The organism is Vibrio profundi (assembly GCF_043642225.1).
Taxonomy (GTDB): domain Bacteria; phylum Pseudomonadota; class Gammaproteobacteria; order Enterobacterales; family Vibrionaceae; genus Vibrio; species Vibrio profundi_A.
In genome coordinates this window covers 1-25496 of sequence record NZ_JBHZSF010000024.1, presented here as the reverse complement: position 1 = coordinate 25496, position 25496 = coordinate 1, and the positions used below count along the sequence as shown (strand labels likewise).

Below are 25496 nucleotides of genomic sequence, written 5' to 3'. Positions count from 1 at the left end.
TATAAATTAGTAATCTTGGTGGTATTGATGATCTTTTGTACGCCATCTGGCAAAATGTTGCCTAAAGGCGGCAAATTTTGTCTAAAGCAAATCCAACGGTTGCCGATAAACTTATCATAGTAGATGAACTGCGGCGTTTGCTTCTTTCTTAGTGAGGCAATGCTGGCGTTCAACCACAGATAAAGAGTGCAGGTATGAAGCTACGAACAGTAGCAGCTTCATTGGTCTTGGCGCTAAGCTCTTCCTTGAGTCATGCAAATTTAGCAGATGTAGGGGAGCCCGTTCCAATATACACTGAAGCTGAATTGATTAATTTAATAGAAAATAACCAACATTTAGAACGTGTAAAAGCGGATAAATGCCAACTTGTTGAAGATATTGTTGCTCGGGCTACGCGCATCAGTTTGCCATCGTATGAGTTTTTGTATGGTGATATGTTGGCGTGGGGAGTATGCGTTGACCAAGATGTCGAGCTAGGCCTCTACTATATGGAAAATGCTGCTCATCAAGGGTTACCGGCCGCCTTAGAACAAATTGGGCGCTATTACTCTCGTGGCACTCTAGTTCAGCAAGATAAAGAGCGCGCGATTCCATATTTACGTGAAGCTGCTTCAATGGGAAATCTTAACGCACGTATTCATTTAGCTGAATTGTTACTGCGCGATTATGGCAGCCCGTTAGATTATGAAGATGCATATCGATGGCTGTATAACTCGGTCACAGCAGACCAAAGGCAGCATAAACGTATTTCAGTCTTACGAAATGGTTTAGAGCAGAGGATGCCTGACAATATTATCGCACGAGCGAAACGCCGTGACGTATTCTGGTAATCCACACTAGTTAGATATTTTCATACCGCACATAAAAAAGACCTCGCTTAGCGAGGTCTTTTTTACTTTCATTTTAGGTTATTGAACCACTTCACCGGATTCAATAACAGTGTCGCGAACGACTTGCGTAAACTCTAATGCTTCTTTACGAATGGCATCTTCGTCTACGGTTAACATATCGCGATTTTTCATGATGATCTTACCATCGACAATAGTATGGCGAACATTTGCTGAATTTGCAGAGTAAACCAATGCTGAGTATGGGTTATAAACCGGAACCATATTCGGAGCTTTAGTGTCGATCACAATAATATCTGCTAATTTTCCAGCCTCTAATGATCCGATCTTATCTTCCATGTGTAGCGCTTTTGCCGCGCCCATTGTTGCCATGTCGATCACTTTGATCGGTGGCATTGCCGCACGATCTTTGTTTACTAATTTGTGTACTTTCGCAACTTGGTTGAATTCATCAATGGTGCTCAACGTATTACCAGACATTGGCCCATCGGTACCCAAACCAATGCGGACGTTTTCATCGTACATCTTAAGTGCTGGCGATACGCCTTTTGCTGACTTGATGTTCGCACTCATGTTGTGTGCCACACCCATATCAGATTCTTTCACTAGCTTGATGTCTTCGTCATCTACTAAGATCATGTGAGCGCCAACGAGGTTCTTGTTGAGTGCACCAATGCTATGCATGTATTGAACAGGCGATAAACCATCTGCACGTTTAGCGATTTTCTCTTCTTCACGGTGAGATTCTGCTAGGTGGATCATCACAGGCACATCATGCTCTAGAGATAGCTTTGCCACTTTTTGTAGGATCTCTGTGGTATTGGTGTATGGTGCGTGTGGCGCGAATGCAGGGGTGATGCGTGGGTGATCTTTGTATTCTTCAATGAAGTTTAGAGCGTACTTAATGCCTTCTTCTGCATTGGCTGCATCAGCCACTGGGAACTTAATCACGGTTTCCCCAAGCACAGCACGCATACCAATTTCATCAACGGTTTTTGCGACTTCATCTTCGAAGTAGTACATATCGGCGTAAGTAGTGACACCACCTTTTACCATCTCGACGTTACCTAGGTTTGCACCAATGCGTACCATATCACGAGACACCAGTTTCGCTTCAAGTGGGAAAATATAGCGGTGTAAACGATCGGGAACGTCATCAGCAAGTGAGCGGAATACCGTCATCGATACGTGCGTATGAGTATTGATAAGGCCTGGCATGACGATATCACCATCTACATCCAGTGTTTGTTTTGCTTGATATTGTTCTGCTAATGAAGAGTCGCCAACCGCGATAATTTTATTGTCCTTAACCACAACCGTACCATTTTCAAAAACGGTTTTATCTTGGTTCATCGTCAAGACCATAGCGTCAGTGATCATAAGATCGACTTTTTCAACCGCTGAAGCCATCATCGGGAATAGACTTAAGCTAGCCATGGCAGCATTAAGCAGTGAGCGTTTAAATGTCATATCAATACCTTTTGGAACAGGTGATGGTAAAAGTGTTGGCATGATAGGGCATTTTTCTTATCTTGCAAACGTTTGCTTTATCAATTGCATGGAACTGTGACTTTAATTCATGCTTATGATGATTTGTTTAAACTTGTATGAAATTGAGTCAAAAATGGCTAATTTAGAGCTTTTAGCAAGCATATCTGTAGGTTAGATGCGTAGTCAGATATACTAGAGTTATACCTTCCTTTGCTTAAGCAGACTCGCCTATGTCAGATAAGAAACCAGATAACACCAATGTTGATCCTTTTGCGGATCGAGAATCACAGAAATACGAAAACCCTGTTCCTAGTCGTGAATTCATCACTAAGTTCTTAACCGAAGCCAACATCCCAATGAATCGAAATGATTTGTTCGAAGCGTTAGGCTTGTCTGGCGAAGAACAGTATGAAGGTCTACGTCGTCGCTTGAGAGCCATGGAACGTGATGGACAGCTCGTATTCACACGTCGTCAATGTTATGCGTTGCCAGAAAAACTGGAACTGATTAAAGGTTATGTTATCGGGCATAAAGATGGTTTCGGCTGGGTTCGTCCTGAAGGAAGCATCGGTAAAGATCACGACGTGTTACTTCCTCATCATCAGATGCGTAATATTATTCATGGCGATCTGGTGTTGGTTCAGCCTTCAGGTACAGATAAGCGCGGTCGTAAAGAAGGGCGTTTGGTTCGAGTATTAGAAGAGCGTCAGACCCCGTTGGTTGGACGATTCTTCCTAGAGTACGGTCACTCATTTGTCGTGACAGACGATTCTCGTATCACACAAGATATTCTTATCCCGAATGAGCATAAAGGCGGTGCTCGTATGGGGAACGTTGTTGTGATCGAGCTAACCGATCGCGGCACGCGTACTCGTGGCATGACAGGTAAGGTTATAGAAGTACTTGGCGAGAACATGGCGCCGGGTATGGAAACACAGATTGCTATTCGCACTCATCAAATTCCGAATGAGTGGCCAGAAGCGGTGGATAAGCAAATCGCCAACTTAGGTGAACATGTACCTGAGGAAGCGAAAGAAGGCCGGGTTGATTTGCGTGAACTGCCATTGGTTACGATTGACGGTGAAGATGCACGAGACTTTGATGATGCGGTTTATTGTGAAGCGAAGAAAGGCGGCGGTTGGCGTTTATGGGTAGCGATTGCAGATGTTAGCTACTATGTGCGACCAGATACTGCATTGGACAAAGAAGCGATCAATCGTGGTAACTCGGTTTATTTCCCATCGCAAGTCGTTCCAATGTTGCCAGAGGTGTTATCGAATGGTTTATGTTCACTAAATCCACAAGTTGACCGCTTGTGTATGGTGTGTGAAATGACCATTTCTGCCAACGGTAAGCTTTCAGGCTACAAGCATTATGAAGCGGTGATGAATTCTCATGCTCGTCTTACTTACAACAAAGTAGGTGCGATTCTAGAAGGCGATGAAGAACTTCGTCAGCGTTATGAAAACGAAGTGCCGCACCTCCAAGAGCTGCATAAGATGTACAAGGTACTTAAGCAGACTCGTGACGAGCGTGGCGCGATTGAATTCGAAACGGTGGAAACGAAGTTTATCTTTAATTCAGACCGTAAGATTGATCGTATTGAGCCTGTGGTTCGTAATGACGCTCACAAGATCATTGAAGAATGTATGATTTTGGCAAACATAGCTTCAGCTTCTTTAGTAGAGAAAGCCAAAGAAGCAGCGTTGTACCGTATTCATGAAACTCCAGGGGAAGAGCGCCTAACTGGCTTTAGAGACTTTCTTGGAGAGCTAGGTTTGAACCTTGGCGGTGGGCTAGAGCCATCCCCAACGGATTATGCACACCTAATGCGTCAAATTGGTGAGCGAGAAGACAAAGAGCTTATCCAAACCATGTTGCTTCGTTCTATGAAGCAGGCGGTATATAACGCCGACAATGCTGGTCACTTTGGCTTAGCATTAAAACGTTATGCACACTTTACGTCGCCAATTCGTCGCTACCCAGATTTATTATTGCACCGCGCAATCAAGTATCTAATTGCGAAAGGTGAAGGACGCAATACCGACCGCTGGACACCAACGGGCGGTTACCACTATTCCTTTGATGATATGGATTTCTACGGCGAGCAATGTTCCATGACGGAGCGACGCGCAGATGACGCAACTCGTGAAGTGAACGACTGGTTGAAATGTGAATACATGCAAGATCACGTCGGAGAAGAAATGGATGGTGTTATTGCCAATGTAACTGGATTTGGGTTCTTTGTCCGTTTAACGGAACTTCACATTGATGGTTTAGTGCATATTTCGTCACTGGCGAATGATTACTATCAATTTGATCCGCTAGGTCAAAGACTTATTGGTGAAAGCGGTGGCATGATTTACCGCCTTGGTGATTCAGTAAAAGTAAAAGTGAAAGCGGTTAACTTAGATGACCGTCAAATTGACTTTGAATTAACGGAAACAAATCGTAAGCTACGCGGCAAAGGTAAAACTGCGAAGAAGCGGGTAGCGGAAGCGCAAAAGAAAGCTAAAAATAAAAAACGTGCATCGGTGAAAGGCCGTAAGCCAGGTGTGTCTGCTAAGCCTTTAGTTGAACCAACAAAAAGACCTGATGGCAGTGAAGAGCAGCCGAAGTCTAAAAAGCCAGCACGTAAAAAGTCTCCAGCGGAAAAAGCACGTAAGAAAAATTCGCGTGCGGGCGCTAATAAAGCTAGAGCAAAAAAGAAATAACCTGACAGGGTAAATGATGAGTAACGAATTTTTATACGGCATTCACGCAGTGAAAGCGGTGTTGGAAAAAGATCCAGCACGATTTATTGAAGCATATGTATTGAAAGGTCGCCAAGATGAGCGCCTGCTTCCTTTGTTAAACCAGCTTCAGCAGTATGGTATTTCAATTCAGCAGATGGGACGTAAGCCGCTTGACGACAAAGCACAGGGCGCAAATCATCAAGGCATTATTGCGAAAGTTAAGCCGGCGAAACAACTTAACGAAAACGACCTTGATGAAATCCTTGCTCAGCATGAGCAACCATTACTGTTAGTGCTAGATGGTGTTACTGACCCGCACAACTTAGGAGCTTGCTTACGTAATGCTGATGCGGCAGGTGTTGCAGCAGTTATCGTACCGAAAGATCGCTCCTCACCGCTTACTGCCACTGTGAGTAAAGTTGCATGTGGTGCTGCTGAGACGGTGCCTCTTGTGCGTGTGACTAACCTTGCCCGTACTATGCGTGCACTGCAAGAGCAGGGAGTGTGGTTTGTGGGTACCGCTGGCGAAGCCAAGCATGATATCTACCAAGCGAAGATGACCGGTCCATTGGCTGTGGTGATGGGCGCAGAAGGTGATGGCATGCGTCGCTTAACTCGCGAAACTTGTGATGATCTGATTAAAATCCCAATGGCAGGTAGCGTCTCAAGCTTAAATGTGTCAGTGGCATCAGGTATTTGCTTGTTCGAAGCAGTACGTCAACGCCTCGCTCAGTAATCGTCTGAGAATAGACAAGTTTATATTGCCCACCATAGTTATGGTGGGCTTTTGTATTCTTAGGGATCTTCATCAAAAAATAGAAAACCTGGATGGCTAGATGGCGAAAGAAAAACTGTTTCATTATTCGCCAAATATCACTTGCTAATACAGGGCTCTTTCTATAATATTTGCCGTCCTTAAAACTCGGTCATTTTTCTTTAGTTCCTTGCTTCCTCTGGACGACCGAGCCATTCGTGGAAGCTAATAATCCGTAAGGAGCAACCAAATGCGTCATTACGAAATCGTATTCATGGTTCACCCTGATCAAAGCGAGCAAGTTGCTGGCATGATCGAGCGTTACACTGGTTCTATCACTGAAGCTGGCGGTACTATCCACCGTCTAGAAGACTGGGGTCGTCGTCAAATGGCTTACCCAATCAACAAGCTTCACAAAGCTCACTACGTTCTTATGAACGTTGAAGCTGGTCAAGAAGTGATTGACGAGCTAGAAACTGCTTTCCGTTTCAACGATGCAGTTCTACGTAACATGATCATGCGCACTAAAGGCGCTGTGACTGAGCAATCTATCATGCTTAAGCAAAAAGAAGAGCGTGCTGAGCGTGCTCCTCGTCGCGAAGAGCGTACAGAAGCTAAGCCAGAAGCAGCTGCTGAGTAATTCTTTTTTGGCTTAATGCCTTAAAAAATTCTCAACTTGTTTTAGGTTTTGACAATTACATAAGTAACTGTGAAAACCGCATTATTAAATTTAAGATCAGGAGATAGCCCATGGCTCGTTTCTTCCGTCGTCGTAAATTCTGCCGTTTCACTGCAGAAGGCGTACAAGAGATTGACTACAAAGACGTAGCAACTCTTAAAAACTACATCACTGAAGCTGGTAAAATCGTACCTAGCCGTATCACTGGTACAAGCGCTAAGTATCAGCGTCAACTAGCTCGCGCTATCAAGCGTTCTCGTTACCTAGCTCTACTACCGTACACTGACAAGCATCAGTAATCGGTAATAGTTAATAAAAGTTTAAGAGGACTAAGATAATGCAAGTTATTCTACTTGATAAAATCGGTAACCTAGGTGGCCTTGGCGACCAAGTAAACGTTAAATCTGGCTACGCTCGTAACTTCCTTATCCCACAAGGTAAAGCAGTTATGGCAACTAAGGGCAACGTTGAAATGTTCGAAGCTCGTCGTGCTGAACTAGAAGCTAAAGTTGCTGAGCAACTAGCTGCTGCAGAAGCTCGCGCTGAGAAAGTTAACGCTCTTGAAGCTGTTGTTATCGCTTCTAAAGCTGGTGACGAAGGTAAACTATTCGGTTCTATCGGTACTCGCGACATCGCTGACGCTATTACAGCGGCAGGTGTTGAAGTAGCTAAGAGCGAAGTACGCCTACCTGAAGGTGCTCTACGTAACGTAGGTGAATTCGAAGTAAGCATCCAACTTCACTCTGAAGTTTTTGCTACTGCGAAACTAGCTATCGTTGCTGCTGAGTAATTTCAGTACCAAGACGAATTCTTTCTTTTAGAAAGTTTGAAACACCAGCTTAGGCTGGTGTTTTTTTATGTCTGAATATAGTGGGTAAAGTCGATTGGGTGAGACTAAAATTGGAAAAGTATATTAACCGACAGGATACTGTCAGACTTTTCTAAGCCTTCAGGCACTTTATCGTGGTATTGGCGGGAAAACGCAATCTTCAAAGCGATGTTGTCGGTAATGTCATTGATTGCTTCCAAGTCGGTATCCATTCTTAAGTTACTTTCACCGGAAACGAGAGTGACATCTGCATTGAACTTCAGGTTCTTCAATGCTTGCCATGATGTGTTGATATTCCCGCGAAATATCGCCTCTTCAACAATATCTGGAAAGATAATATCGTCATCATCAATTTCATCGAGGTTGGGTTCTTGGTAGCGAAAACCAGGGCCAAGTTCGAGCTCTAAAACAAACGTTTCAGTGTTGGAGAATTGGTAACCCAGGCCACTCGAAATTGTATAATCTTTGAAATAGGCACTGTAGCGAGAATCGACACCTTTAAAACTACCGTAAAGGTAAGTTTTTGGACCTAACTTATAGTCACTTTGCGCTGAGTAGGTCGATTGCCTTTTATCCTCTTCACCATCTTTATAAAGATTGTAATATTTCCATTCACCGTTAGTACGATGGCGACCAGACGTATATTCCCCGTTGAGTCGAGCGTTGAGAGAACGCGAATCCGAATTACCGGTGTGAGATTGGTAGCCGAACTCAACCTCTGTTGAAAGCGGGTTGGGGGCTTCGGTTGTGGTATCAGGTGCAATATCCAGATCCTTGGATTCTTCAGCGTAGATGGCAGGCGCACTCAGGAGCCCTAAGCTGAGAATGAACAATTTGGACACGCAGACCTCATTTATGGGTGGTATTAATAGTGTGATCGTAATATTTAACCATTTTACTTGAGTCAGCAATAAGTAAATTCTTATTTAAGACTAAAACAAAGTTAAGAGGATTGGATTACAAATTATTGTTCTTGGGTATAATGACGGGTCTTATTAGTTATTGAGTGTAGTCATAGTGGATACCAGAAATCAGAAATCAGCCAGTGCTCAAGTCGATGCCATTAAAGTACCGCCGCATTCGCTAGAAGCCGAGCAATCCGTTATTGGCGGATTGTTATTGGATAATGAACGCTGGGACACTGTGGCTGAAAAGGTCGTCGCGAAAGATTTCTATAGCCGACCGCATCGCCTTATCTTTGAAGCAGTAAAAGCGATTTTGGATGACAGTCATCCTCTCGATCTGATTACACTTTCTGAATTTTTAGAGCAGCGCGAACAGCTTGAAGATGTCGGTGGCTTTGCTTACTTAGCGGATCTGGCAAAGAACACGCCTAGTGCCGCTAACATTAATGCCTATGCAGATATTGTCGCGCAGCGTGCTTTGGTTCGTAACCTTATTGGAGTAGCGAATGAAATCGCTGATTCTGGTTACGATCCACAGGGGCGCAGTTCCGAAGACTTACTCGACTTAGCAGAAAGTAAAGTTTTTGCGATTGCAGAAGGTCGTGCGAGTGAAAATGAAGGTCCGCAGAACGTTGATAATATTCTAGAGAAGACTCTAGAGCGTATCGAAATCTTGTATAAAACCCCTCAAGACGGCGTGACCGGGGTGGATACTGGTTTTAACGATCTCAACAAGAAAACCGCGGGCTTACAAGGATCGGATCTGATCATTGTGGCTGCACGTCCATCTATGGGTAAAACTACCTTTGCGATGAACTTGTGTGAGAACGCGGCGATGAAACAAGATAAGCCTGTTCTTATCTTCTCGCTAGAGATGCCGGGCGAACAGCTGATGATGCGTATGCTGGCGTCTCTTTCTCGTGTAGACCAAACTAAGATTCGTACTGGCCAGCTCGATGATGAAGATTGGGCTCGTATTTCTTCGACCATGGGTATTCTCATGGATAAGAAGAACATGTACATCGACGATAGTTCAGGCCTGACTCCAACAGAAGTGCGCTCGCGTGCACGTCGTATTGCACGTGAACATGATGGCCTTTCAATGATCATGATCGATTACCTTCAATTAATGCGTGTCCCTTCTTTATCTGATAACCGTACTTTGGAAATCGCTGAGATCTCTCGCTCTCTCAAGGCATTGGCGAAAGAACTGAATGTTCCGGTCGTCGCACTATCTCAGCTTAACCGTTCCCTAGAGCAACGTGCTGACAAGCGCCCTGTTAACTCGGATTTGCGTGAATCGGGCTCGATTGAGCAAGATGCCGATTTGATCATGTTTATCTACCGTGATGAAGTTTATAACCCTGACAGCTCACTGAAAGGCATCGCTGAAATTATTATTGGTAAGCAGCGTAACGGCCCTATCGGCTCGGTACGTTTGACCTTCCAAGGCCAGCACTCTCGTTTTGATAACTATGCAGGCCCTGCATTTGATGATGAGTAACCGTTAATGACTTACATGAAGGCGGCTACCGCCAGTATTGACCTTAATGCACTAGAGCATAACCTTCGACTAATTAAGTCTAAAGCCCCGAGCTGCAAGGTTATGTCTGTGGTAAAGGCAAACGGTTATGGACATGGCCTGTTGCACATCGCAAAGCACTCAAAAAGTTCGGATGCGTTTGGTGTCGCTCGAATCGAAGAAGCGCTACAGTTGAGAGCGGGGGGAATTGTGCAACCAATCCTTCTGCTTGAAGGCTTTTACTCGTCGGGTGACTTACCTATTTTAGTGACCAACAACATTCAAACCGTGGTGCACTGTGAAGAACAGCTGGTGGCATTGGAAAATGCGGAGCTAGAAAGCCCGGTGGTTGTGTGGTTGAAAGTCGACAGCGGAATGCACCGCTTAGGCGTTCGCTCTGAGCAATACGTTGATTTCGTTGAGCGTTTGCATCAATGTGCCAACGTTGCGAAGCCGTTGCGTTACATGAGTCATTTTGGGTGTGCCGATGAACTGGATAAAGCTATAACTGTCGAGCAAACCGAGCTATTCCTAACACTCACTAAAGGCTGTGAAGGGGAGCGTTCACTCGCCAATTCTGCTGGCCTGCTTGCTTGGCCTGAAAGTCATTTAGATTGGGTTCGACCGGGTATTATTTCTTATGGGGTTTCGCCATTTGTCGATAAGTCGGCTCAAGAGCTTGGTTTTGTTCCGGTGATGACGCTGACTTCACACTTGATTGCTGTTCGTGAACTTAAAGCCGGGGAAAGTGTTGGCTATGGCGCGAACTGGACCAGTGAACGCGATACTAAAATCGGTGTGATCGCCATTGGATATGGCGACGGCTACCCAAGAACAGCACCGAGTGGAACGCCTGTATTTGTAAACGGTAGAAAAGTGCCAATAGCAGGGCGTGTCTCCATGGATATGCTGACGGTCGACCTAGGCCCGGATGCGTTAGATAAAGTGGGGGATGAAGCTGTTCTTTGGGGGAAAAACTTACCGTCTGAAGAAGTTGCTTCGCATATTGGTACCATCGCGTATGAGCTAGTAACCAAACTGACATCTCGTGTCGAGATGGAATACTCCAAGTAACGTTATGTTAAAAAAGCCCTTTCTTACGTTGCTTGCTTGTTTGAGTGCAAGCAGCATTGTACCTGCCACTGCTGAAGAAAAAGACAGTGCCTTTGTTCCCTTCTATTTTAGTACTGAAAATCTAGGCAATACGTTTGGAGTAGCGGGTGTCGCCAAAGGGGTTTGGCAGCCACAAGCCGCTCTTTTTGGTATGGCGCTCTATTCTGAAAAAGACAGCTATGTCGGGTTCATTTCTGCCTTTAATTATGCATTATCTGATCATGTCCTTTTCAGTACTCAAATGTATCAAGCCCAGTTTAATGACAACCCATACTACCTAGGGGAACAAGGTAAAAACGAGGGGTCGATAGACGATAAAACAATTACGAACGGCCTAGAAAATTACTACGAGCTCGAGTTCAAATACTTACTTCCATGGGGAAGTGTCGCAAGTCATGGTTTACTTGGGGCGTTTCGACCTATACGTGATGTAGAGTTTGCTTCCCCTGTCGACTCCGGTGTGAGTTCGATTATCTTTACCCCCTTCTATAATTCGCGAGATCTCGACATTCTCTCGCAAGAAGAGAAAGCCACAGGGTTTCGATTAGCTTTTGATTGGGATAATAGAGATAACAACCGCAACACAACAAAAGGCTCTCATACTTCCTTTGAAGTCTCGACGGGGGCAACACACTGGTCGAGTGAAGACTTGTGGGCAAAGTGGGAGTTTCAGAATAGTCAGTACTATGCGCTAGGCCCCTTAGGAGAGCTTTTCGATCAACAAGTATTGGCTTTTGATTTTTATACTTCTGATACGCCAACTTGGCAAGATTGTGAGCAAAGCGATTGTGGTCGGCCTCCTGAGATGGAACAAGCAAAGCTTGGTGGGTTATATCGTTTAAGAGGCTACAATGGTGGACGTTTTCACGGTCGCTCGGCAATCCATTATTCCGCGGAATACCGAGTGTTACCTGATTGGCAGCCTTTAGAAGATATCCCAGTTATTAGCTATTATGATTTACCCTGGTGGCAATGGGTCGCTTTTGCTGAAATCGGCCGTGTCGCGGATGAGTATGATGTGAAAACCCTTCACTCAGATATGAAATGGAACCTCGGTGGAGCAGTTCGCTTTCAAGTCGAAGGCATTGTTGTGAGAGCGGAATTAGCAAAAGGCGCCGATGAAGGCACCTTCCGTGTGATGATCAATCAACCTTTCTAAACGCCAGTCACTATTCACCTTGTATGGTCGCGACTATCGTGCGACCTCCTCCAAAATCTCGATGTTCCCCTAAGTAAATACCTTGCCAGGTTCCCAATGCCAAACGTCCATTTTGAATGGGTATTGTCACACTATTTCCTAGTAGTGAGGCTTTGATGTGAGCCGGCATATCGTCATCACCTTCGTACGTATGGCGATAGTAAGGAGCACGCTCAGGGACGAACTTATTGAAATGAGATTCCATATCAACTCTCACTGTTGGATCGGCATTTTCATTAATCGTGAGACTTGCCGAAGTGTGCTGAATGAATAGATGTAATAAACCAACAGATATAGAGCTGATACTCTCCAACTGTTGTTCAATTTCATCAGTAATGAGATGAAATCCACGCTTTTGTGCATTTAGGTGAATAGTCTTCTGAAACCACATACGGCATCCTTTATAATCTATTTGGCAAAAAATGAGATAGACGCTATCTTTTGCACTTGAATTTACAAGGTTTGACTCAAGATTTATTAAATGTAGGCCAAGTCGAAGCGCTTATTTTTAAATCACCAAAATTTACGTGATTTATCTCAATGCGATTCATAGACGACTTCGCCATAATGCGTCTTGAAAAAAAATTACAAATATATTTTCAATGAAAGGGGCGTTTACCTTTCATTTAAACAACTTATACTTTTGCTAAATCGGGGGTTCTAGATCGCTAACGTGCTAGCCGCGACTAGAATTAAACCTAATGTAACATCGGGATAGATACCATGTTGAAAAATATCAACCCAACGCAAACACAAGCTTGGAAATCATTAACTGCTCATTTTGAATCTGCGCAAGATATGGATCTTAAAGATCTTTTTGCTCAAGATTCCCAACGTTTTGATAGCTTCTCTACAAAATTCGGCTCAGACATTTTAGTTGATTACTCTAAGAACTTAATCAACGAAGAAACGATGAAGCACCTATTTGCTCTAGCTGACGAAACTGAATTGAAGTCAGCAATTGAAGCAATGTTCAAAGGCGACGCGATCAATAAAACAGAAGATCGTGCAGTGCTACACACGGCACTTCGTAACCGTAGCGACAAGCCAGTATTGGTCGATGGCAAAGATGTGATGCCAGCGGTGAACGCTGTTCTTGCAAAAATGGAACTATTTACACACCGTATCGTTTCAGGTGAGTGGAAAGGTTACACCGGCAAAGCGATCACAGATGTAGTAAACATCGGTATCGGTGGTTCTGATTTAGGCCCTTACATGGTGACAGAAGCACTAGCGCCTTACAAAACACACCTGAACATGCACTTCGTTTCTAACGTAGATGGCACTCATATCGTTGAAACATTGAAGAAAGTAAACCCAGAAACGACGCTGTTTTTGGTGGCTTCAAAAACATTCACAACACAAGAAACAATGACTAATGCGCACTCTGCTCGTGATTGGTTCTTGGCTGAAGCCGGTGATGAAGCCCATGTAGCGAAACATTTCGCTGCATTGTCGACGAATGCAAAATCTGTGGCTGAATTTGGTATCGATACTGATAACATGTTTGAGTTCTGGGATTGGGTTGGCGGTCGCTACTCACTATGGTCGGCAATTGGTCTATCTATTTCACTTTCAGTTGGTTTTGACAATTTCGTTGAGCTTCTTGAAGGTGCTCACGATATGGATAACCATTTCGCTGAAACTGAATTTGAAAACAACGTACCAGTGATTCTAGCTTTGATTGGTGTTTGGTATAACAACTTCCACGGCGCCGAGTCAGAAGCAATTCTTCCTTACGATCAATACCTACATCGTTTTGCTGCATACTTCCAACAAGGCAACATGGAATCGAACGGTAAGTTTGTTGATCGTGATGGCAAGCCAGTGGAGTACCAAACAGGTCCAATTATTTGGGGGGAGCCGGGAACAAACGGCCAACATGCTTTCTACCAGTTGATCCACCAAGGAACTAAGCTGATTCCATCTGATTTTATCGCACCAGCGTTAAGCCATAACCCAGCAGGTGATCACCACCAAAAACTAATGTCGAACTTCTTTGCTCAAACAGAAGCGTTGGCATTTGGTAAAACGAAAGAAGCGGTAGAAGCAGAATTCATTGCTGCGGGTAAATCGGCAGAAGAAGTCGCTGAACTTGTACCTTTCAAAGTATTTGAAGGCAACCGTCCAACCAACTCTATTTTGGTTAAGCAGATTACACCGCGTACGCTAGGTAACTTAATCGCGATGTACGAGCATAAAATCTTTGCTCAGGGTGTTATTTGGAACATCTTTAGTTTCGACCAATGGGGTGTTGAACTGGGTAAACAGCTAGCTAACCAAATCTTACCTGAGCTTGCGGACGACGCTAAGATTGACTCTCATGATAGCTCGACGAACGGTCTGATTAACGCGTTTAAGGCATTCAAAGCTTAAGCTTTTGTTTCGCTAAATACGAAAAAGGTTGATGCAATGCATCAACCTTTTTTATTTGTCTGCAGTAAAAGCTTTACTGTAGATGATTCGCTGAATCTTATTCGAAACAGATCTCGATGAAGGCATTACCCCACTGAGATGAAAACGGCATGATGATGATAGAACCTTCACACTTGTGGCGAATTGTATGACCTTTGCCTGATACGACAACTGGTGTCGCCATATCAAAATCAAACCCGCTTTCAGCAAGGATTCGTTTCGCACCACCAGTAACCATATTAGTGATTTCACCAACCATGTCCGTTACTTCTTCGTTCAGGCCATTTGGTCTTTCACCTAACATGTTCTGCATGATCTCAAGTGCTAATCCTTCATCGAAGGTAATAGACATTGAACCACGAGATTGTTGGCCAACCATACCGATCAAGCCAGATACATCACCGCGAGCAATTTCGTCTTTCTTTACTCTCGGCTTTTGTGGCTTCAGTTCTAATGAGGCCATCGTCTTTAGTACATTCATTAAAGAGGCTAAAAACGGATTTACAAATTCAGCGCGCATAATGTTCTTCTATTATCTTATTCTGTCATACTGGAGGAACAAGGTTTGCAAACCCCATGCGACTCAATAACATGGTTGGTTAGCTGAAAACCGTGTTGCTCTGCATTCTTAGCAAGTCGGGTAACCAGTGACTCATCTTGCAACTCAATTACAGTGCCACATTTATCACAAATCAATAAGTGGGAAAAATGTTTGTTAGCATTACATGAGCAGCAACAAATAAAGCTATTGGTTGACTCAACCCGATGAATGAAGCCTTGTTCCAATAAAAAATCTAAAGCGCGATAGACAGTCGGAGGCTTTGCTTGTGGTTCGCTAAGCTTAAGTTGCTCCAATAACTCGTAAGCACTAGACGCTTTCTTGTTAGATAGAATGAGCTCAAAAACTCGCTTTCTTTGCGTAGTTAAGCGAACTCCTCTCGCTGCACATATCCCTTCTATTTGCTCTATCAATGTTAGGTCCAAACTTTTCACCATAACCATTGGACTTCTTTAATCATAAACTATTTCTAGGCGATTTTCGTTGAGGAACCAATAAATTTCCGATTAAAGCAAACTACAAAGCAAATTGTGGACCACTACTTCGGATTAGACAAGGTAACTCAAAATAGCAATCTTACTCAAGACATAAGTGGTTGTTGTAATAGAATTAGATACCTTAACTAACAGTTTTGCCAAAATGTGTGATGTAAAGTTCATATAGCGCAATGCTCACGGAGCATTTACAATACCCCACTTTGCTTTTATTGGGCTTGCTCAATAGATATTTTCGACTCGCTATTAGGGTACTATAGGAGTACCCAGTTAAATTCTTATGCCGGAGAAACCCTTTTTGGTTTCCAGTAATCCTTTCCGCGAATACACTTGATTTTTCCACTTGTGGCTGAAATTGCGATATCAATCTTGTTCGGTGAAGAGCTTGCCGCCTCAGCTTGACTAGGCAATAAGTTTAATTCTAAAGGCTCATTTTCGGCTAAGGTTGTGTATTCAGTCCCCCTTCTGTGTGTGATTGGTACCTCTGAGACCTGGCATTCTTTCCCCCGATAGTCGAAGAAGTAAACTTTTACGATTGATTCACTTATCTCATTTTGGTTGAGTATTCTTATACGTCCTGCATGTCTATCGTGATCCTTTCCTGTTGTGATGTGGTAGCTAACATACTTAAAGTATTTACTAGTATTAATCACAATGTTGAATAGAAATATACTAGTAGCCGTGCTTAGCGCGAAGAGAGGAAGCAAGGGGCTGAACGTAGCTATGAAGGAGTTACTGGAGTTTTCTAATGAATGCGCGGCTTTATTTATGGTGCAGAAGGTATTTCTAATATCCCTATCAATTTGGTTAGGCATCTCTTGAATCGTATGGTAGTTACATTGAGGAGGTGAAATATAGGGCACGCCACTGTCTTGATGCTTGAGCATGAAATAGAAGAATCCTCCAATTAAGATCAAGTTCAACAAAATGATGACTCGAGAAAGCCATGACATGAACCATAGGGCTTTTTGGGGAGTGGGGTTAATGCTATTTCGACAACGCCTATAGATAAAGTGAATCACCGTTACCTCCTCTGTCCTGATTAAACCACTTCACCAATGATCTCGAAGTCGGCACCTTTAATCTCTTCTTTTCCAAGTTCCCATGCTTCATAAGCACTAGTGTCACTGACTATCTTGATTCCATTTGGTAGGAATCGAAGTCGCTTCACCATGATTGCATAGGTGATTTATGAACACAAACTTCGCACTGCTCGCTAGATTTGAAAGCCCTACTGTAGAACTTAAACAAGTTAGCCAAGAGTTTTTTGTATTACCCCCCAAGTAGGTAGAGCAAAGTGCGAAAGCTTGTGACTTTCTTGTTCCAACCTTTAGGTTGTGCGATTTAGAGCGCAGCCATCACTAATCAACATTGAAGATCTTGCTGCATATATCGACAAGCGCCACTCGGAAGCCAAGCAAGATTATATTTCGGTTAATGAGTAGGCGGTTACTATGAAAGCATCAGATTCAATCCAATTACCTTCCCCCGACATGCTCAGCATGGTTGCCCCCAAACTGGAGCTAAGCGAACGCTCTATTTACTTGTTAGAAAAATTGCGTGAGGAACATGGTTTAGCGAAGCCTTCAAAGCGCAGAGCTCGGCTGATGAATTACGTTTGCACAAATAACGCGTGTATGGGGCTGTAATGAACGAACAAGCGATGATAGTCGCCCCTCAATTAATATGGTGGATAAAAGTGAAGCAGGAGAGCCCCTAGTTACTCAGTGTTCACCAAACGCTTTTTTCCTCGCTTGTCTTAAATTGAGCGAAATGATAAACCGCTTCGCTCCGTCAGTAGAAAATGACACCGAGCTATACATCAAACACGTTAGTGAATGGACGGGCCTCGGGCGTAATCTGAAAGTTGGCCGCGATATTGAACACAGGCTTTGCTTTTTTCATCACAGAGCGGAGATAAGCAACATCGTGATAAACCGTTGCACCTCCAGCGCCTGCTCCTTTTCGGTTTTTACAGTGTTGGATTAAGTCGCTAGTTCTTAGCTTGTCACTTTCAATCTTGGATATGTCACAGTCACGAAGAAGTTTAATTACGTATTGCTTCGTTCGTCCTGTTTTATCCCATAAATCAGGCTCTTCCATAAACTTGTCCAGAAGTACGTACAGCGGTACGGATTTCTGTCCGGATACGTCAGGGTTTTCTAGCTCAAGAACCCGCTTATTAGCATAGGTTCTAGCGAGTTCTTTTTTCCTGAATGTTTTCGATTCCCTGTGTATAATCGCCGAATTCTTTTTGACTACAATGTCCACTGTGAAGCGCGATTCACCGCTTTTTAGTGTTCTTTTTTTAATGCTAAATGATGCCATTCGTCCTACTCCATCGATACGTACTATATGCGTACTGAATGGGTGAGTTTGGGGCAATTCTAGCAAATTGCTGTATATATATGCAGTATATAGATTTCGAGTAACACCTTATGAAACCTGACAATACTAGTAAATACGCGGCTAACCGCTTTTCTGTTGCACCCATGCTCGATTGGACTGACCGTCACTGTCGCTACTTCCACCGTTTATTGTCTCAACAAACGCTTTTATATACAGAGATGGTGACAACTGGTGCGATCCTTCATGGTAAAGGGGATTTCCTTGCATATAGCGAAGAAGAACATCCTCTAGCATTACAGCTGGGTGGCTCGAACCCAACTGATCTTGCGGAATGCGCAAAACTAGCCGCTGAGCGTGGTTATGATGAAGTGAACCTCAATGTGGGCTGTCCTTCAGACCGCGTGCAAAATGGTCGCTTTGGTGCGTGCCTAATGGCAGAACCCGAGCTAGTGGCAGATTGTGTCAGTGCGATGAAAGAAGTCACTGATATTCCTGTGACGGTTAAGACTCGTATCGGTATTGATGACCAAGATTCGTATGAGTTCCTAACGAACTTTATTTCAACGGTTTCTGAGAAAGGCGGATCAGAGCAATTTACTATCCATGCTCGTAAAGCATGGTTAAGTGGTTTGAGTCCGAAAGAGAACCGTGAAATCCCGCCTTTAGACTACAATCGCGCTTATCAAATCAAAAAAGACTTCCCAGAATTGGTGATTGCTTTAAATGGTGGAATCACCACATTGGAAGATTCTATCGAACATCTGAAGCATCTTGATGGGGTAATGATCGGCCGTGAGGCTTACCATAGCCCATTTATTCTGGCAGAAGTGGATCAACAGATTTTCGGCTTAGATACGCCAATTAAGAAACGCTCGCAAGTGGTAGAAGAGATGTACCCTTATATAGAGAAAGAGCTTTCAAATGGTGCGAGTCTTGGGCATATCTCTCGTCATATGCTTGGTTTGTTCCAAAGTATGCCGGGTGCAAGGCAGTGGCGTCGTTACATTAGCGAAAATGCTCATAAGAAAGGTGCGGGCATTGAAGTCATGCAAACCGCTTTAGCCAAAATCCCTAAAGAACTGAATGTGTAAAATTAACCACTATTGGTAAATTTTACCATTGCTGATAATGCTGAAAGGCCACTCTGACATAGGGTGGCCTTTTATTTTATTGAAAATTAAGGGTTTTTAAAGTTTTTAAAACTTGGTATGGAAGCTGCAATTAGATAAGTGACTCATGTAAAAGTAGAAAAAGGAAATAGATATGTTTGAACTAATCTTCGTCTTAATATTTGTCACGATACTATTGGTGACTGGCATTACTGCTTTCACTGTATTCGCTGCAACTGGTGTCGCGTTAGTTGTTATGTTTCTATTGGGAATGGTGAGTGTCGTCTTTAAGTTATTACCATGGCTTATAGTGATAGCGTTAGGTATTTGGTTCTTTAAGAATTACGTCCATTGTCCTCGTTAAGTTTTTTAGAGGAACCGCATGTTTGTCGTTTTTGCATTTAATATGTGTGGTAGAATTTTCAACCTATAATTTTACCGTTGTGCCAAGTGTTGAGCACGAGATATTAAATGGGAGCTATCTCAAATGAGTAAAACACCATTGATTGCTTTGATGGGTATGATGTTTTCAGCGACAGCAATGTCTGCGGATTCAGAATCTTTCTATTCTGCTAAAGTTGGCGCGGATATGTGGTGGGGTAGCACTAAAGTCAATGAAGTGAGACGTGACGAAAGTAGCTCGCCTTCAATGTACTTTGCATTTGAACACCAGTTCCCAATGCTTCCGAATGCAAGTATTCGTTATACGACGGTAGATGCTAATTATATGGCATTTGATAAGTACGACTACACGTTTTACTACAACTTGTTAGAACATGAACTGTTGCACTTCGATGCGGGTATTACGTTAAGCCAATACGGCAATACGAAATACATTGATGCAGCAGACTCAAACAATAACTCGACGTTCGATGAGCTGACGTGGAATTTCTATGGCTATGGTGAGATCAACGTGCCAAACACGCGTATTGATATCATTGGTTCTATGGAGTTTGGCGACAGCAGTGGCATTAAAAGTACAGATTTGATGGCAGGTGCTCAGTATCGATTACCAGTGGATGGCGTGGAAATCGCTTTACGTGGTGGCTACCGTGTCATTGATTTAGAAGCCCCGGATATGTTTGATTCCTCTCTCGGTAAACCGTTCATCTTCGTGGATGGTTGGTTTGCGGGTGCTGAAGTTCGTTTCTAATACAAGGCTAGCTTGTTAAGAACGTCGCTTTATTTATAAGCGGCGTTTTTTTATATCTATTAATTATATCGTTCTGGAATTAGTTAGCACATTTGCCACTTTGAACCATTCTTATTAAAACAAGTGGAATTTATCTGCGTTAATACTGATTCAAGGAATGAAGCATGACTCTCCCTGAGCTAAGAAATTTGTATCGAGAGAAGATGTTGGTAGAGGCGATCATTGAGCCTTCAACCCAAGAGGGTTCGTGGGTTGTAGAGTTTCGTCATCGTCGTGGAGGCTTTGTTTTATTGACCGATGTGCATGGTGAAGAGTGTCACTACCTCGATTTAGACCTTGCCTCAAAATCGGCAATGGCGGTGGGCTTTCAACAAGTACGTATCGAAAATAAGTAGTGTCGAGACGTAACCTACTCTTTCTTACTTCCAAAAAGTTATAAAACATACTTATCTATTCTTTCTTGTTATTAAAAGGAGTGGTTAATCTATCGTCACGCAATGATTAGGGATGTCGTGACTATGTCTTCACAAAAGAAAGTGGCACCAGAAAATACCGCTCCAGCGGGTCTACCTGGAATAGCTGCTCCACTAAATGACCAACAATTAGGTCAACTTCAACAAACTGTTTCAGAACTTTCACCACAACAACTTGCTTGGGTTAGTGGTTATTTCTGGGGGCTAAGCCAATCTCAACCGGTAGGCGCGGCTGCTCCCATTGCTCACGCGGCAGCTGCAGTAGCAGCAAAGCCAGCAGGTAAACTTTCTATTATCTTTGCATCTCAAACTGGTAACGCGAAAGGCGTTGCTGAAGCGCTTGAAGCGGAAGCTAAAGCTGCAGGTATTGCGGTTCAACTATTTGATGCAAGTGACTACAAAGGTAAGAACCTTGCTAAGGAAACACACGTTATCTTTGTGGCTTCGACAAATGGTGAAGGTGAAGCTCCAGATAATGCGATTGAACTGCACGAGTTTTTACAATCGAAAAAAGCGCCTAAGTTGCCAAACTTGCAATATGGTGTGATTGGCCTGGGTGATTCGAGCTACGAGTTTTTCTGCCAGACAGGTAAAGACTTTGATAGCTACCTAGCAAAACTAGGTGCGACGCCATTCATTGATCGTATCGATTGTGATGTTGACTACGAAGCGCCGGCTTCTGAATGGCGTGTCAAAGCTCTGGAACAAGTGAAAGAAGCTCTCTCTGCAGGTAACGAAGCTGAAGTTGTCCAACTTCCTGTTGGTCAGGCTGCTGCAGGTCACTCTCAGTACACTAAACAAAGTCCATACACAGCTACATTGCTAACAAGCCAAAAGATCACGGGGCGTGATTCAGGTAAAGACGTTCGTCATATCGAGATCGATCTTGATGGTTCAGGCATTACTTACCAACCTGGCGATGCTCTTGGTGTGTGGTATGAAAACAGCTCAGATCTGGCGAATGAAATTCTCGCTAAAGTTGGATTGTCAGGTGTTGAAAGCGTTGAAGTCGACGGGGAAAGCCTTTCTATTCATAGCGCATTAGTGAGTAAGTATGAAATCACAGCGTCAAACCCTCAACTCGTGACGAAGTTTGCAGAGCTTTCAGGTAGTAAGAAACTTGAAAAGTTGGTGGCGGACAAAGACAAACTGCGTGATTACGCAGGGAACACTCAAGTTGTTGATGTATTAGCAGAAAAGAAAACCAAGCTTTCCACTGAAGAGTTAATTGGCTTGCTGCGTAAGCTTACTCCACGTTTATATTCGATTGCTTCTAGCCAAGCTGAAGTGGATGAAGAAGTTCACTTAACCGTTGGTTTGGTTGAATACCAAAAAGGTGAAGAGTCTCGCTTTGGTGGGGCATCAAGCTTCTTAGCACAACGCCTTGAAGAAGGTGGTGAAGTGAAAGTATTCGTTGAAAACAACAATAACTTCAAACTACCACAAGACGATAACACTCCTATCATCATGATTGGCCCAGGTACTGGTATTGCGCCGTTCCGCAGCTTTGTTCAAGAACGTGAGAACCGTGATGCCGAAGGTAAAAACTGGTTATTGTTTGGTGACCGTACATTTACCCAAGATTTCTTATATCAAGTTGAATGGCAGAAGTACCTGAAATCAGGCGTTCTGACTCGCTTAGACGTGGCATTTAGCCGTGATCAAAATGAAAAAGTGTATGTTCAGCATCGTCTACTGGAGCAGGCAGAGCAAGTATGGCAATGGCTACAAGATGGCGCCTACCTCTACGTGTGTGGCGATGCAACCAGAATGGCTAAAGATGTTCATGATGCGTTGGTGACAATTGCGCAAGATCAAGGCCAATTAGGGCGTGAACAAGCTGAACAATATATTAATGATTTACGCAAAGCGAAGCGTTACCAAAGGGATGTGTACTAATGAGCAAACAAGAAGTATTAGGTCAAGTATTAGGACCATTTGCGGATAACGAACGTTTAAAGCGTGAAAGTAACCACCTACGTGGAACCATTGAGGCTGATCTGCAAGATCGTATTACTGGCGGATTCACGGCTGACAACTTCCAACTAATTCGTTTTCATGGCATGTACCAGCAAGATGATCGTGACATTCGTAATGAACGCGCAAAGCAGAAGTTAGAACCACTTCATAATGTAATGCTTCGTGCACGTATGCCTGGTGGCATTATCACGCCTAAGCAATGGTTAGCGATAGATAAGTTTGCTGATGAGCATACTTCTTATGGAAGTATTCGTTTAACGACGCGTCAAACTTTCCAATTTCACGGTGTATTAAAGCCAAATATTAAGCTGATGCACCAAACGTTGAATAGCATTGGCATTGATTCAATTGCGACGGCAGGTGACGTAAACAGAAATGTTCTATGTACGACTAACCCGGTTGAATCTGAACTTCACCAAGAAGCGTATGAGTGGGCGAAAAAAATCAGTGAACACTTGCTACCGAAAACTCGTGCCTACGCTGAAATCTGGTTAGACGGTGAAAAGCTAGAAACAACAGATGAAGAACCAATTCTAGGTAGCAACTACCTACCTCGTAAGTTCAAGACAACCGTTGTGATTCCACCGCAAAATGATGTAGATGTTCATGCTAACGACCTTAACTTTGTTGCGATTGCAGAAAATGGAAAGCTGGTGGGCTTTAACGTATTAGTCGGTGGCGGCCTGGCGATGACTCATGGCGATACCTCTACTTATGCTCGTAAAGCCGACGACTTTGGTTTTGTACCATTGGATAAAACGTTAGATGTTGCCGCCGCGGTGGTTACTACTCAGCGTGATTGGGGTAACCGTTCCAATCGTAAGAATGCCAAAACTAAATACACACTAGACCGTGTTGGTATTGATGTTTTCCGAGCTGAAGTAGAGAAACGTGCTGGTGTTGAGTTTACTGAAAGTCGTCCTTACGAATTTACTGGTCGTGGTGACCGAATTGGTTGGGCCGAAGGTATCGATGGCAAGCACCACTTGGCGCTCTTCATTGAAAATGGTCGTCTACTTGATTTCCCAGGCAAAGCGTTGAAGACCGGTGTGGCTGAAATTGCGAAGATCCATAAAGGCGACTTCCGCATGACAGCAAACCAAAACTTAATAGTGGCGGGTGTGCCTAAAAGCCAGAAAGCTAAAATTGAGAAGCTTGCTCGTGAATATGGTTTGATGGATGACGCGGTAAGTGAACAGCGTAAAAATTCAATGGCCTGTGTGGCTTTCCCAACTTGTCCATTAGCAATGGCAGAAGCGGAACGTTTTCTTCCAGAGTTTGTGACTGATGTTGAAGGTATTCTTGCTAAGCATGATCTTCCAAAAGAAGACAATATCATTTTACGTATAACAGGTTGCCCAAATGGCTGTGGTCGCGCGATGCTTGCTGAGCTTGGTTTAGTCGGAAAAGCACCTGGGCGTTACAACCTACACTTAGGAGGTAACCGTGCAGGAACACGTATCCCTAAAATGTACAAAGAGAACATCACCGATAAGCAAATCTTAGAAGAAATTGATGAACTTGTTGGACGTTGGGCAAATGAACGTGAAGATGGTGAAGGATTTGGAGATTTCACTATTCGAGCTGGCATCGTTCAAGAAGTTATAATTTCTAAGAGGGATTTGCATGCTTAATACTGTTGCGTCAAAGCCACAGTTAGCAGAGCTGCTCACATTAACTAAGACGGTGCAAAGTCTCCGTCTTGCAGAAATCAATGTGGAGTTAGAACAGCTAACGGCACAACAACGAATTCAGTGGGCTTTAGAAAACTTGGAAGGCACGCATGTTGTTTCTTCAAGTTTTGGTGTCCAAGCTGCGCTAATGTTGCATTTAGTGACACAGGAACAACCCGACATTCCCGTCATACTAACGGATACTGGATACTTGTTCCCTGAAACTTACCGCTTTATTGATGAGTTAAGTGAAAAGCTGACTCTTAACCTTAAGGTATTCCGTTCTCATGAGAGCCCTAGTTGGCAAGAAGCGCGCTACGGTAAATTATGGGAGCAAGGAATCGAAGGTATTGAAAAGTACAATAAGATAAATAAAGTTGAACCGATGAGGCGTGCCTTAGACGAATTAGAAGCAGGAACTTGGTTCTCTGGTTTACGTCGAGAGCAATCTAAGTCGCGTTCTGGATTACCGATACTCTCTATTCAAAATGGTGTATTCAAATTTTTGCCAATCGTTGATTGGACAAATAAGGATGTACATTATTACTTAGAGGAGCACGGCCTGACTTATCACCCTTTGTGGGAAGAAGGTTATCTCTCTGTAGGTGATACCCATACGACGAAAAAATGGGAACCTGGAATGAATGAAGAAGAAACTCGTTTCTTTGGATTGAAAAGAGAATGTGGCTTACATGAAGATGACGATACTGAGCAATTTGGTTCGGGAATCTAACCTCATATAATGATCTACCTAGAAAAGCTGCTTATGCAGCTTTTTTCGTTTGTAGAGAGTAAAAATGCAACGCGATTTAATAACTCTGTGGATAACTTGTAGAGTGGTTGGGGCTAAATGTATAAAAATATGGCTTTGTACGTATTTTCGGCTTTTAGTGCGTATTTTTGCATTTTTATTGAAATAAACCTTGCCAATGTGATCGAGTTCTCTATAATGCCGCCTCACTGACACGGCAGACACCACAAGGCTTCAGCGAAGAATGTTAGTTAGGTAACTAGGTTAGCAAGAAAATTAACTTCTACTTTTTAAAAGTTAAAATTAATTTGAATAAAGTGTTTGACACTTTGATTTATCTCGCTAGAATGGCCGCCTCTTCACAAGGAAGCACAGGCTACCAAGTGAAAGCTCTTTAACAATTTAAACCTATCAATCTGTGTGGGCACTCGTTGATGATTATCAAAATTGATTCTTAGGAATCACT

Annotated in this window: 24 protein-coding genes and 3 pseudogenes; 19 read left to right on the top strand and 8 right to left on the bottom strand. The window is 43.4% G+C overall.

What is annotated here, in order from left to right; genetic code table 11:
• Positions 1–194: 194 nt before the first annotated feature.
• Positions 195–830, top strand: coding sequence for a flagellar protein MotX (gene motX / locus ACHUFI_RS21720; protein ID WP_394252994.1), 636 nt, complete (start codon positions 195–197; stop codon positions 828–830).
• A 78-nt stretch (positions 831–908) separates the two neighbouring features.
• Here the strand turns inward: motX and ACHUFI_RS21715 are convergent, their stop codons facing one another.
• Positions 909–2318, bottom strand: a complete 1410-nt coding sequence (locus ACHUFI_RS21715) for an amidohydrolase (RefSeq protein ID WP_394252992.1) — start codon at positions 2316–2318, stop codon at positions 909–911.
• 251 nt (positions 2319–2569) lie between these two features.
• On the opposite strand from ACHUFI_RS21715, the gene rnr reads away from it, so the two are divergent.
• From rnr to rplI, 5 genes are all read left to right on the top strand, one after another.
• On the top strand, positions 2570–5053 hold the full coding sequence (gene rnr / locus ACHUFI_RS21710) for a ribonuclease R (protein ID WP_394252990.1): 2484 nt from the start codon (positions 2570–2572) through the stop codon (positions 5051–5053).
• Between the two features lie 16 nt (positions 5054–5069).
• Positions 5070–5810 carry a 23S rRNA (guanosine(2251)-2'-O)-methyltransferase RlmB gene (rlmB, locus tag ACHUFI_RS21705; RefSeq protein ID WP_394253015.1) on the top strand — a complete coding sequence of 247 codons (741 nt, stop codon included), beginning with the start codon at positions 5070–5072 and terminating at the stop codon, positions 5808–5810.
• Positions 5811–6078: 268 nt separating this feature from the next.
• Complete coding sequence (gene rpsF / locus ACHUFI_RS21700; RefSeq protein ID WP_004741278.1) at positions 6079–6468, top strand: 30S ribosomal protein S6; 390 nt, start codon at positions 6079–6081, stop codon at positions 6466–6468.
• A gap of 110 nt (positions 6469–6578) precedes the next feature.
• Positions 6579–6806: a 30S ribosomal protein S18 gene (rpsR, locus tag ACHUFI_RS21695; protein WP_000090472.1), complete on the top strand. Its 228-nt coding sequence runs from the start codon at positions 6579–6581 to the stop codon at positions 6804–6806.
• Positions 6807–6844: 38 nt separating this feature from the next.
• Positions 6845–7297, top strand: coding sequence for a 50S ribosomal protein L9 (gene rplI, locus ACHUFI_RS21690; RefSeq protein WP_394252988.1), 453 nt, complete (start codon positions 6845–6847; stop codon positions 7295–7297).
• Between the two features lie 104 nt (positions 7298–7401).
• Here the strand turns inward: rplI and ACHUFI_RS21685 are convergent, their stop codons facing one another.
• Positions 7402–8178: a DUF481 domain-containing protein gene (locus tag ACHUFI_RS21685; protein ID WP_394252986.1), complete on the bottom strand. Its 777-nt coding sequence runs from the start codon at positions 8176–8178 to the stop codon at positions 7402–7404.
• Between the two features lie 175 nt (positions 8179–8353).
• Here ACHUFI_RS21685 and ACHUFI_RS21680 point away from each other — a divergent pair, with 175 nt between their 5' ends.
• The 3 genes from ACHUFI_RS21680 to ACHUFI_RS21670 are packed head-to-tail and all read left to right on the top strand — an operon-like array spanning position 8354 to position 12035.
• Entirely contained in the window at positions 8354–9745 is a 1392-nt protein-coding gene (locus tag ACHUFI_RS21680) for a replicative DNA helicase (RefSeq protein ID WP_137358707.1), read from the top strand.
• Positions 9746–9751: 6 nt separating this feature from the next.
• On the top strand, positions 9752–10837 hold the full coding sequence (alr, locus tag ACHUFI_RS21675; protein ID WP_394252983.1) for an alanine racemase: 1086 nt from the start codon (positions 9752–9754) through the stop codon (positions 10835–10837).
• Between the two features lie 4 nt (positions 10838–10841).
• A complete protein-coding gene (locus ACHUFI_RS21670) occupies positions 10842–12035 on the top strand; it encodes a BamA/TamA family outer membrane protein (protein ID WP_394252981.1) in 1194 nt (397 codons plus the stop codon).
• A gap of 10 nt (positions 12036–12045) precedes the next feature.
• Here ACHUFI_RS21670 and ACHUFI_RS21665 read toward each other — a convergent pair whose 3' ends face one another.
• Entirely contained in the window at positions 12046–12465 is a 420-nt protein-coding gene (locus ACHUFI_RS21665; protein WP_394252979.1) for a secondary thiamine-phosphate synthase enzyme YjbQ, read from the bottom strand.
• Positions 12466–12797: 332 nt separating this feature from the next.
• Here ACHUFI_RS21665 and pgi point away from each other — a divergent pair, with 332 nt between their 5' ends.
• Positions 12798–14450 (top strand): glucose-6-phosphate isomerase, encoded by a 1653-nt coding sequence (gene pgi, locus ACHUFI_RS21660; protein WP_394252977.1) that lies wholly within the window; start codon positions 12798–12800, stop codon positions 14448–14450.
• Positions 14451–14547: 97 nt separating this feature from the next.
• Here pgi and ACHUFI_RS21655 read toward each other — a convergent pair whose 3' ends face one another.
• The 4 genes and pseudogenes from ACHUFI_RS21655 to ACHUFI_RS21640 form a co-directional block, all read right to left on the bottom strand.
• Complete coding sequence (locus tag ACHUFI_RS21655; RefSeq protein WP_137358703.1) at positions 14548–15009, bottom strand: chemotaxis protein CheX; 462 nt, start codon at positions 15007–15009, stop codon at positions 14548–14550.
• A gap of 17 nt (positions 15010–15026) precedes the next feature.
• Complete coding sequence (zur, locus tag ACHUFI_RS21650; protein ID WP_394252975.1) at positions 15027–15485, bottom strand: zinc uptake transcriptional repressor Zur; 459 nt, start codon at positions 15483–15485, stop codon at positions 15027–15029.
• 335 nt (positions 15486–15820) lie between these two features.
• Positions 15821–16429 carry a hypothetical protein gene (locus tag ACHUFI_RS21645; RefSeq protein WP_394252973.1) on the bottom strand — a complete coding sequence of 203 codons (609 nt, stop codon included), beginning with the start codon at positions 16427–16429 and terminating at the stop codon, positions 15821–15823.
• Positions 16430–16584: 155 nt separating this feature from the next.
• Positions 16585–16719: pseudogene (locus ACHUFI_RS21640) on the bottom strand (transcriptional regulator); the annotation flags it as partial.
• 14 nt (positions 16720–16733) lie between these two features.
• On the opposite strand from ACHUFI_RS21640, the pseudogene ACHUFI_RS21635 reads away from it, so the two are divergent.
• Positions 16734–16987 (top strand): annotated as a pseudogene (locus tag ACHUFI_RS21635) (pyocin activator PrtN family protein).
• A gap of 9 nt (positions 16988–16996) precedes the next feature.
• Positions 16997–17191 carry a hypothetical protein gene (locus tag ACHUFI_RS21630; RefSeq protein WP_394252971.1) on the top strand — a complete coding sequence of 65 codons (195 nt, stop codon included), beginning with the start codon at positions 16997–16999 and terminating at the stop codon, positions 17189–17191.
• A gap of 190 nt (positions 17192–17381) precedes the next feature.
• Here the strand turns inward: ACHUFI_RS21630 and ACHUFI_RS21625 are convergent.
• Positions 17382–17870: pseudogene (locus tag ACHUFI_RS21625) on the bottom strand (site-specific integrase); the annotation flags it as partial.
• Between the two features lie 110 nt (positions 17871–17980).
• Between ACHUFI_RS21625 and dusA the strand changes: the two are divergent.
• From dusA to ACHUFI_RS21590, 7 genes are all read left to right on the top strand, one after another.
• Positions 17981–18982: a tRNA dihydrouridine(20/20a) synthase DusA gene (dusA, locus tag ACHUFI_RS21620; RefSeq protein ID WP_394252969.1), complete on the top strand. Its 1002-nt coding sequence runs from the start codon at positions 17981–17983 to the stop codon at positions 18980–18982.
• 172 nt (positions 18983–19154) lie between these two features.
• Positions 19155–19364, top strand: coding sequence for an envelope stress response protein PspG (gene pspG / locus ACHUFI_RS21615; RefSeq protein ID WP_394252967.1), 210 nt, complete (start codon positions 19155–19157; stop codon positions 19362–19364).
• A gap of 123 nt (positions 19365–19487) precedes the next feature.
• Positions 19488–20153, top strand: a complete 666-nt coding sequence (locus ACHUFI_RS21610) for a TIGR04219 family outer membrane beta-barrel protein (RefSeq protein ID WP_394252965.1) — start codon at positions 19488–19490, stop codon at positions 20151–20153.
• A gap of 164 nt (positions 20154–20317) precedes the next feature.
• Entirely contained in the window at positions 20318–20548 is a 231-nt protein-coding gene (locus tag ACHUFI_RS21605; protein WP_137358699.1) for a hypothetical protein, read from the top strand.
• Positions 20549–20671: 123 nt separating this feature from the next.
• Positions 20672–22525, top strand: coding sequence for an assimilatory sulfite reductase (NADPH) flavoprotein subunit (locus ACHUFI_RS21600; RefSeq protein ID WP_394252963.1), 1854 nt, complete (start codon positions 20672–20674; stop codon positions 22523–22525).
• A complete protein-coding gene (gene cysI, locus ACHUFI_RS21595) occupies positions 22525–24240 on the top strand; it encodes an assimilatory sulfite reductase (NADPH) hemoprotein subunit (RefSeq protein ID WP_394252961.1) in 1716 nt (571 codons plus the stop codon). Before ACHUFI_RS21600 ends, cysI begins: the two co-directional genes overlap by 1 nt.
• Positions 24233–25012 (top strand): phosphoadenylyl-sulfate reductase, encoded by a 780-nt coding sequence (locus ACHUFI_RS21590; protein ID WP_394252959.1) that lies wholly within the window; start codon positions 24233–24235, stop codon positions 25010–25012. The genes cysI and ACHUFI_RS21590 overlap by 8 nt, the downstream gene beginning before the upstream one ends.
• The last annotated feature ends 484 nt before the right edge of the window (positions 25013–25496 follow it).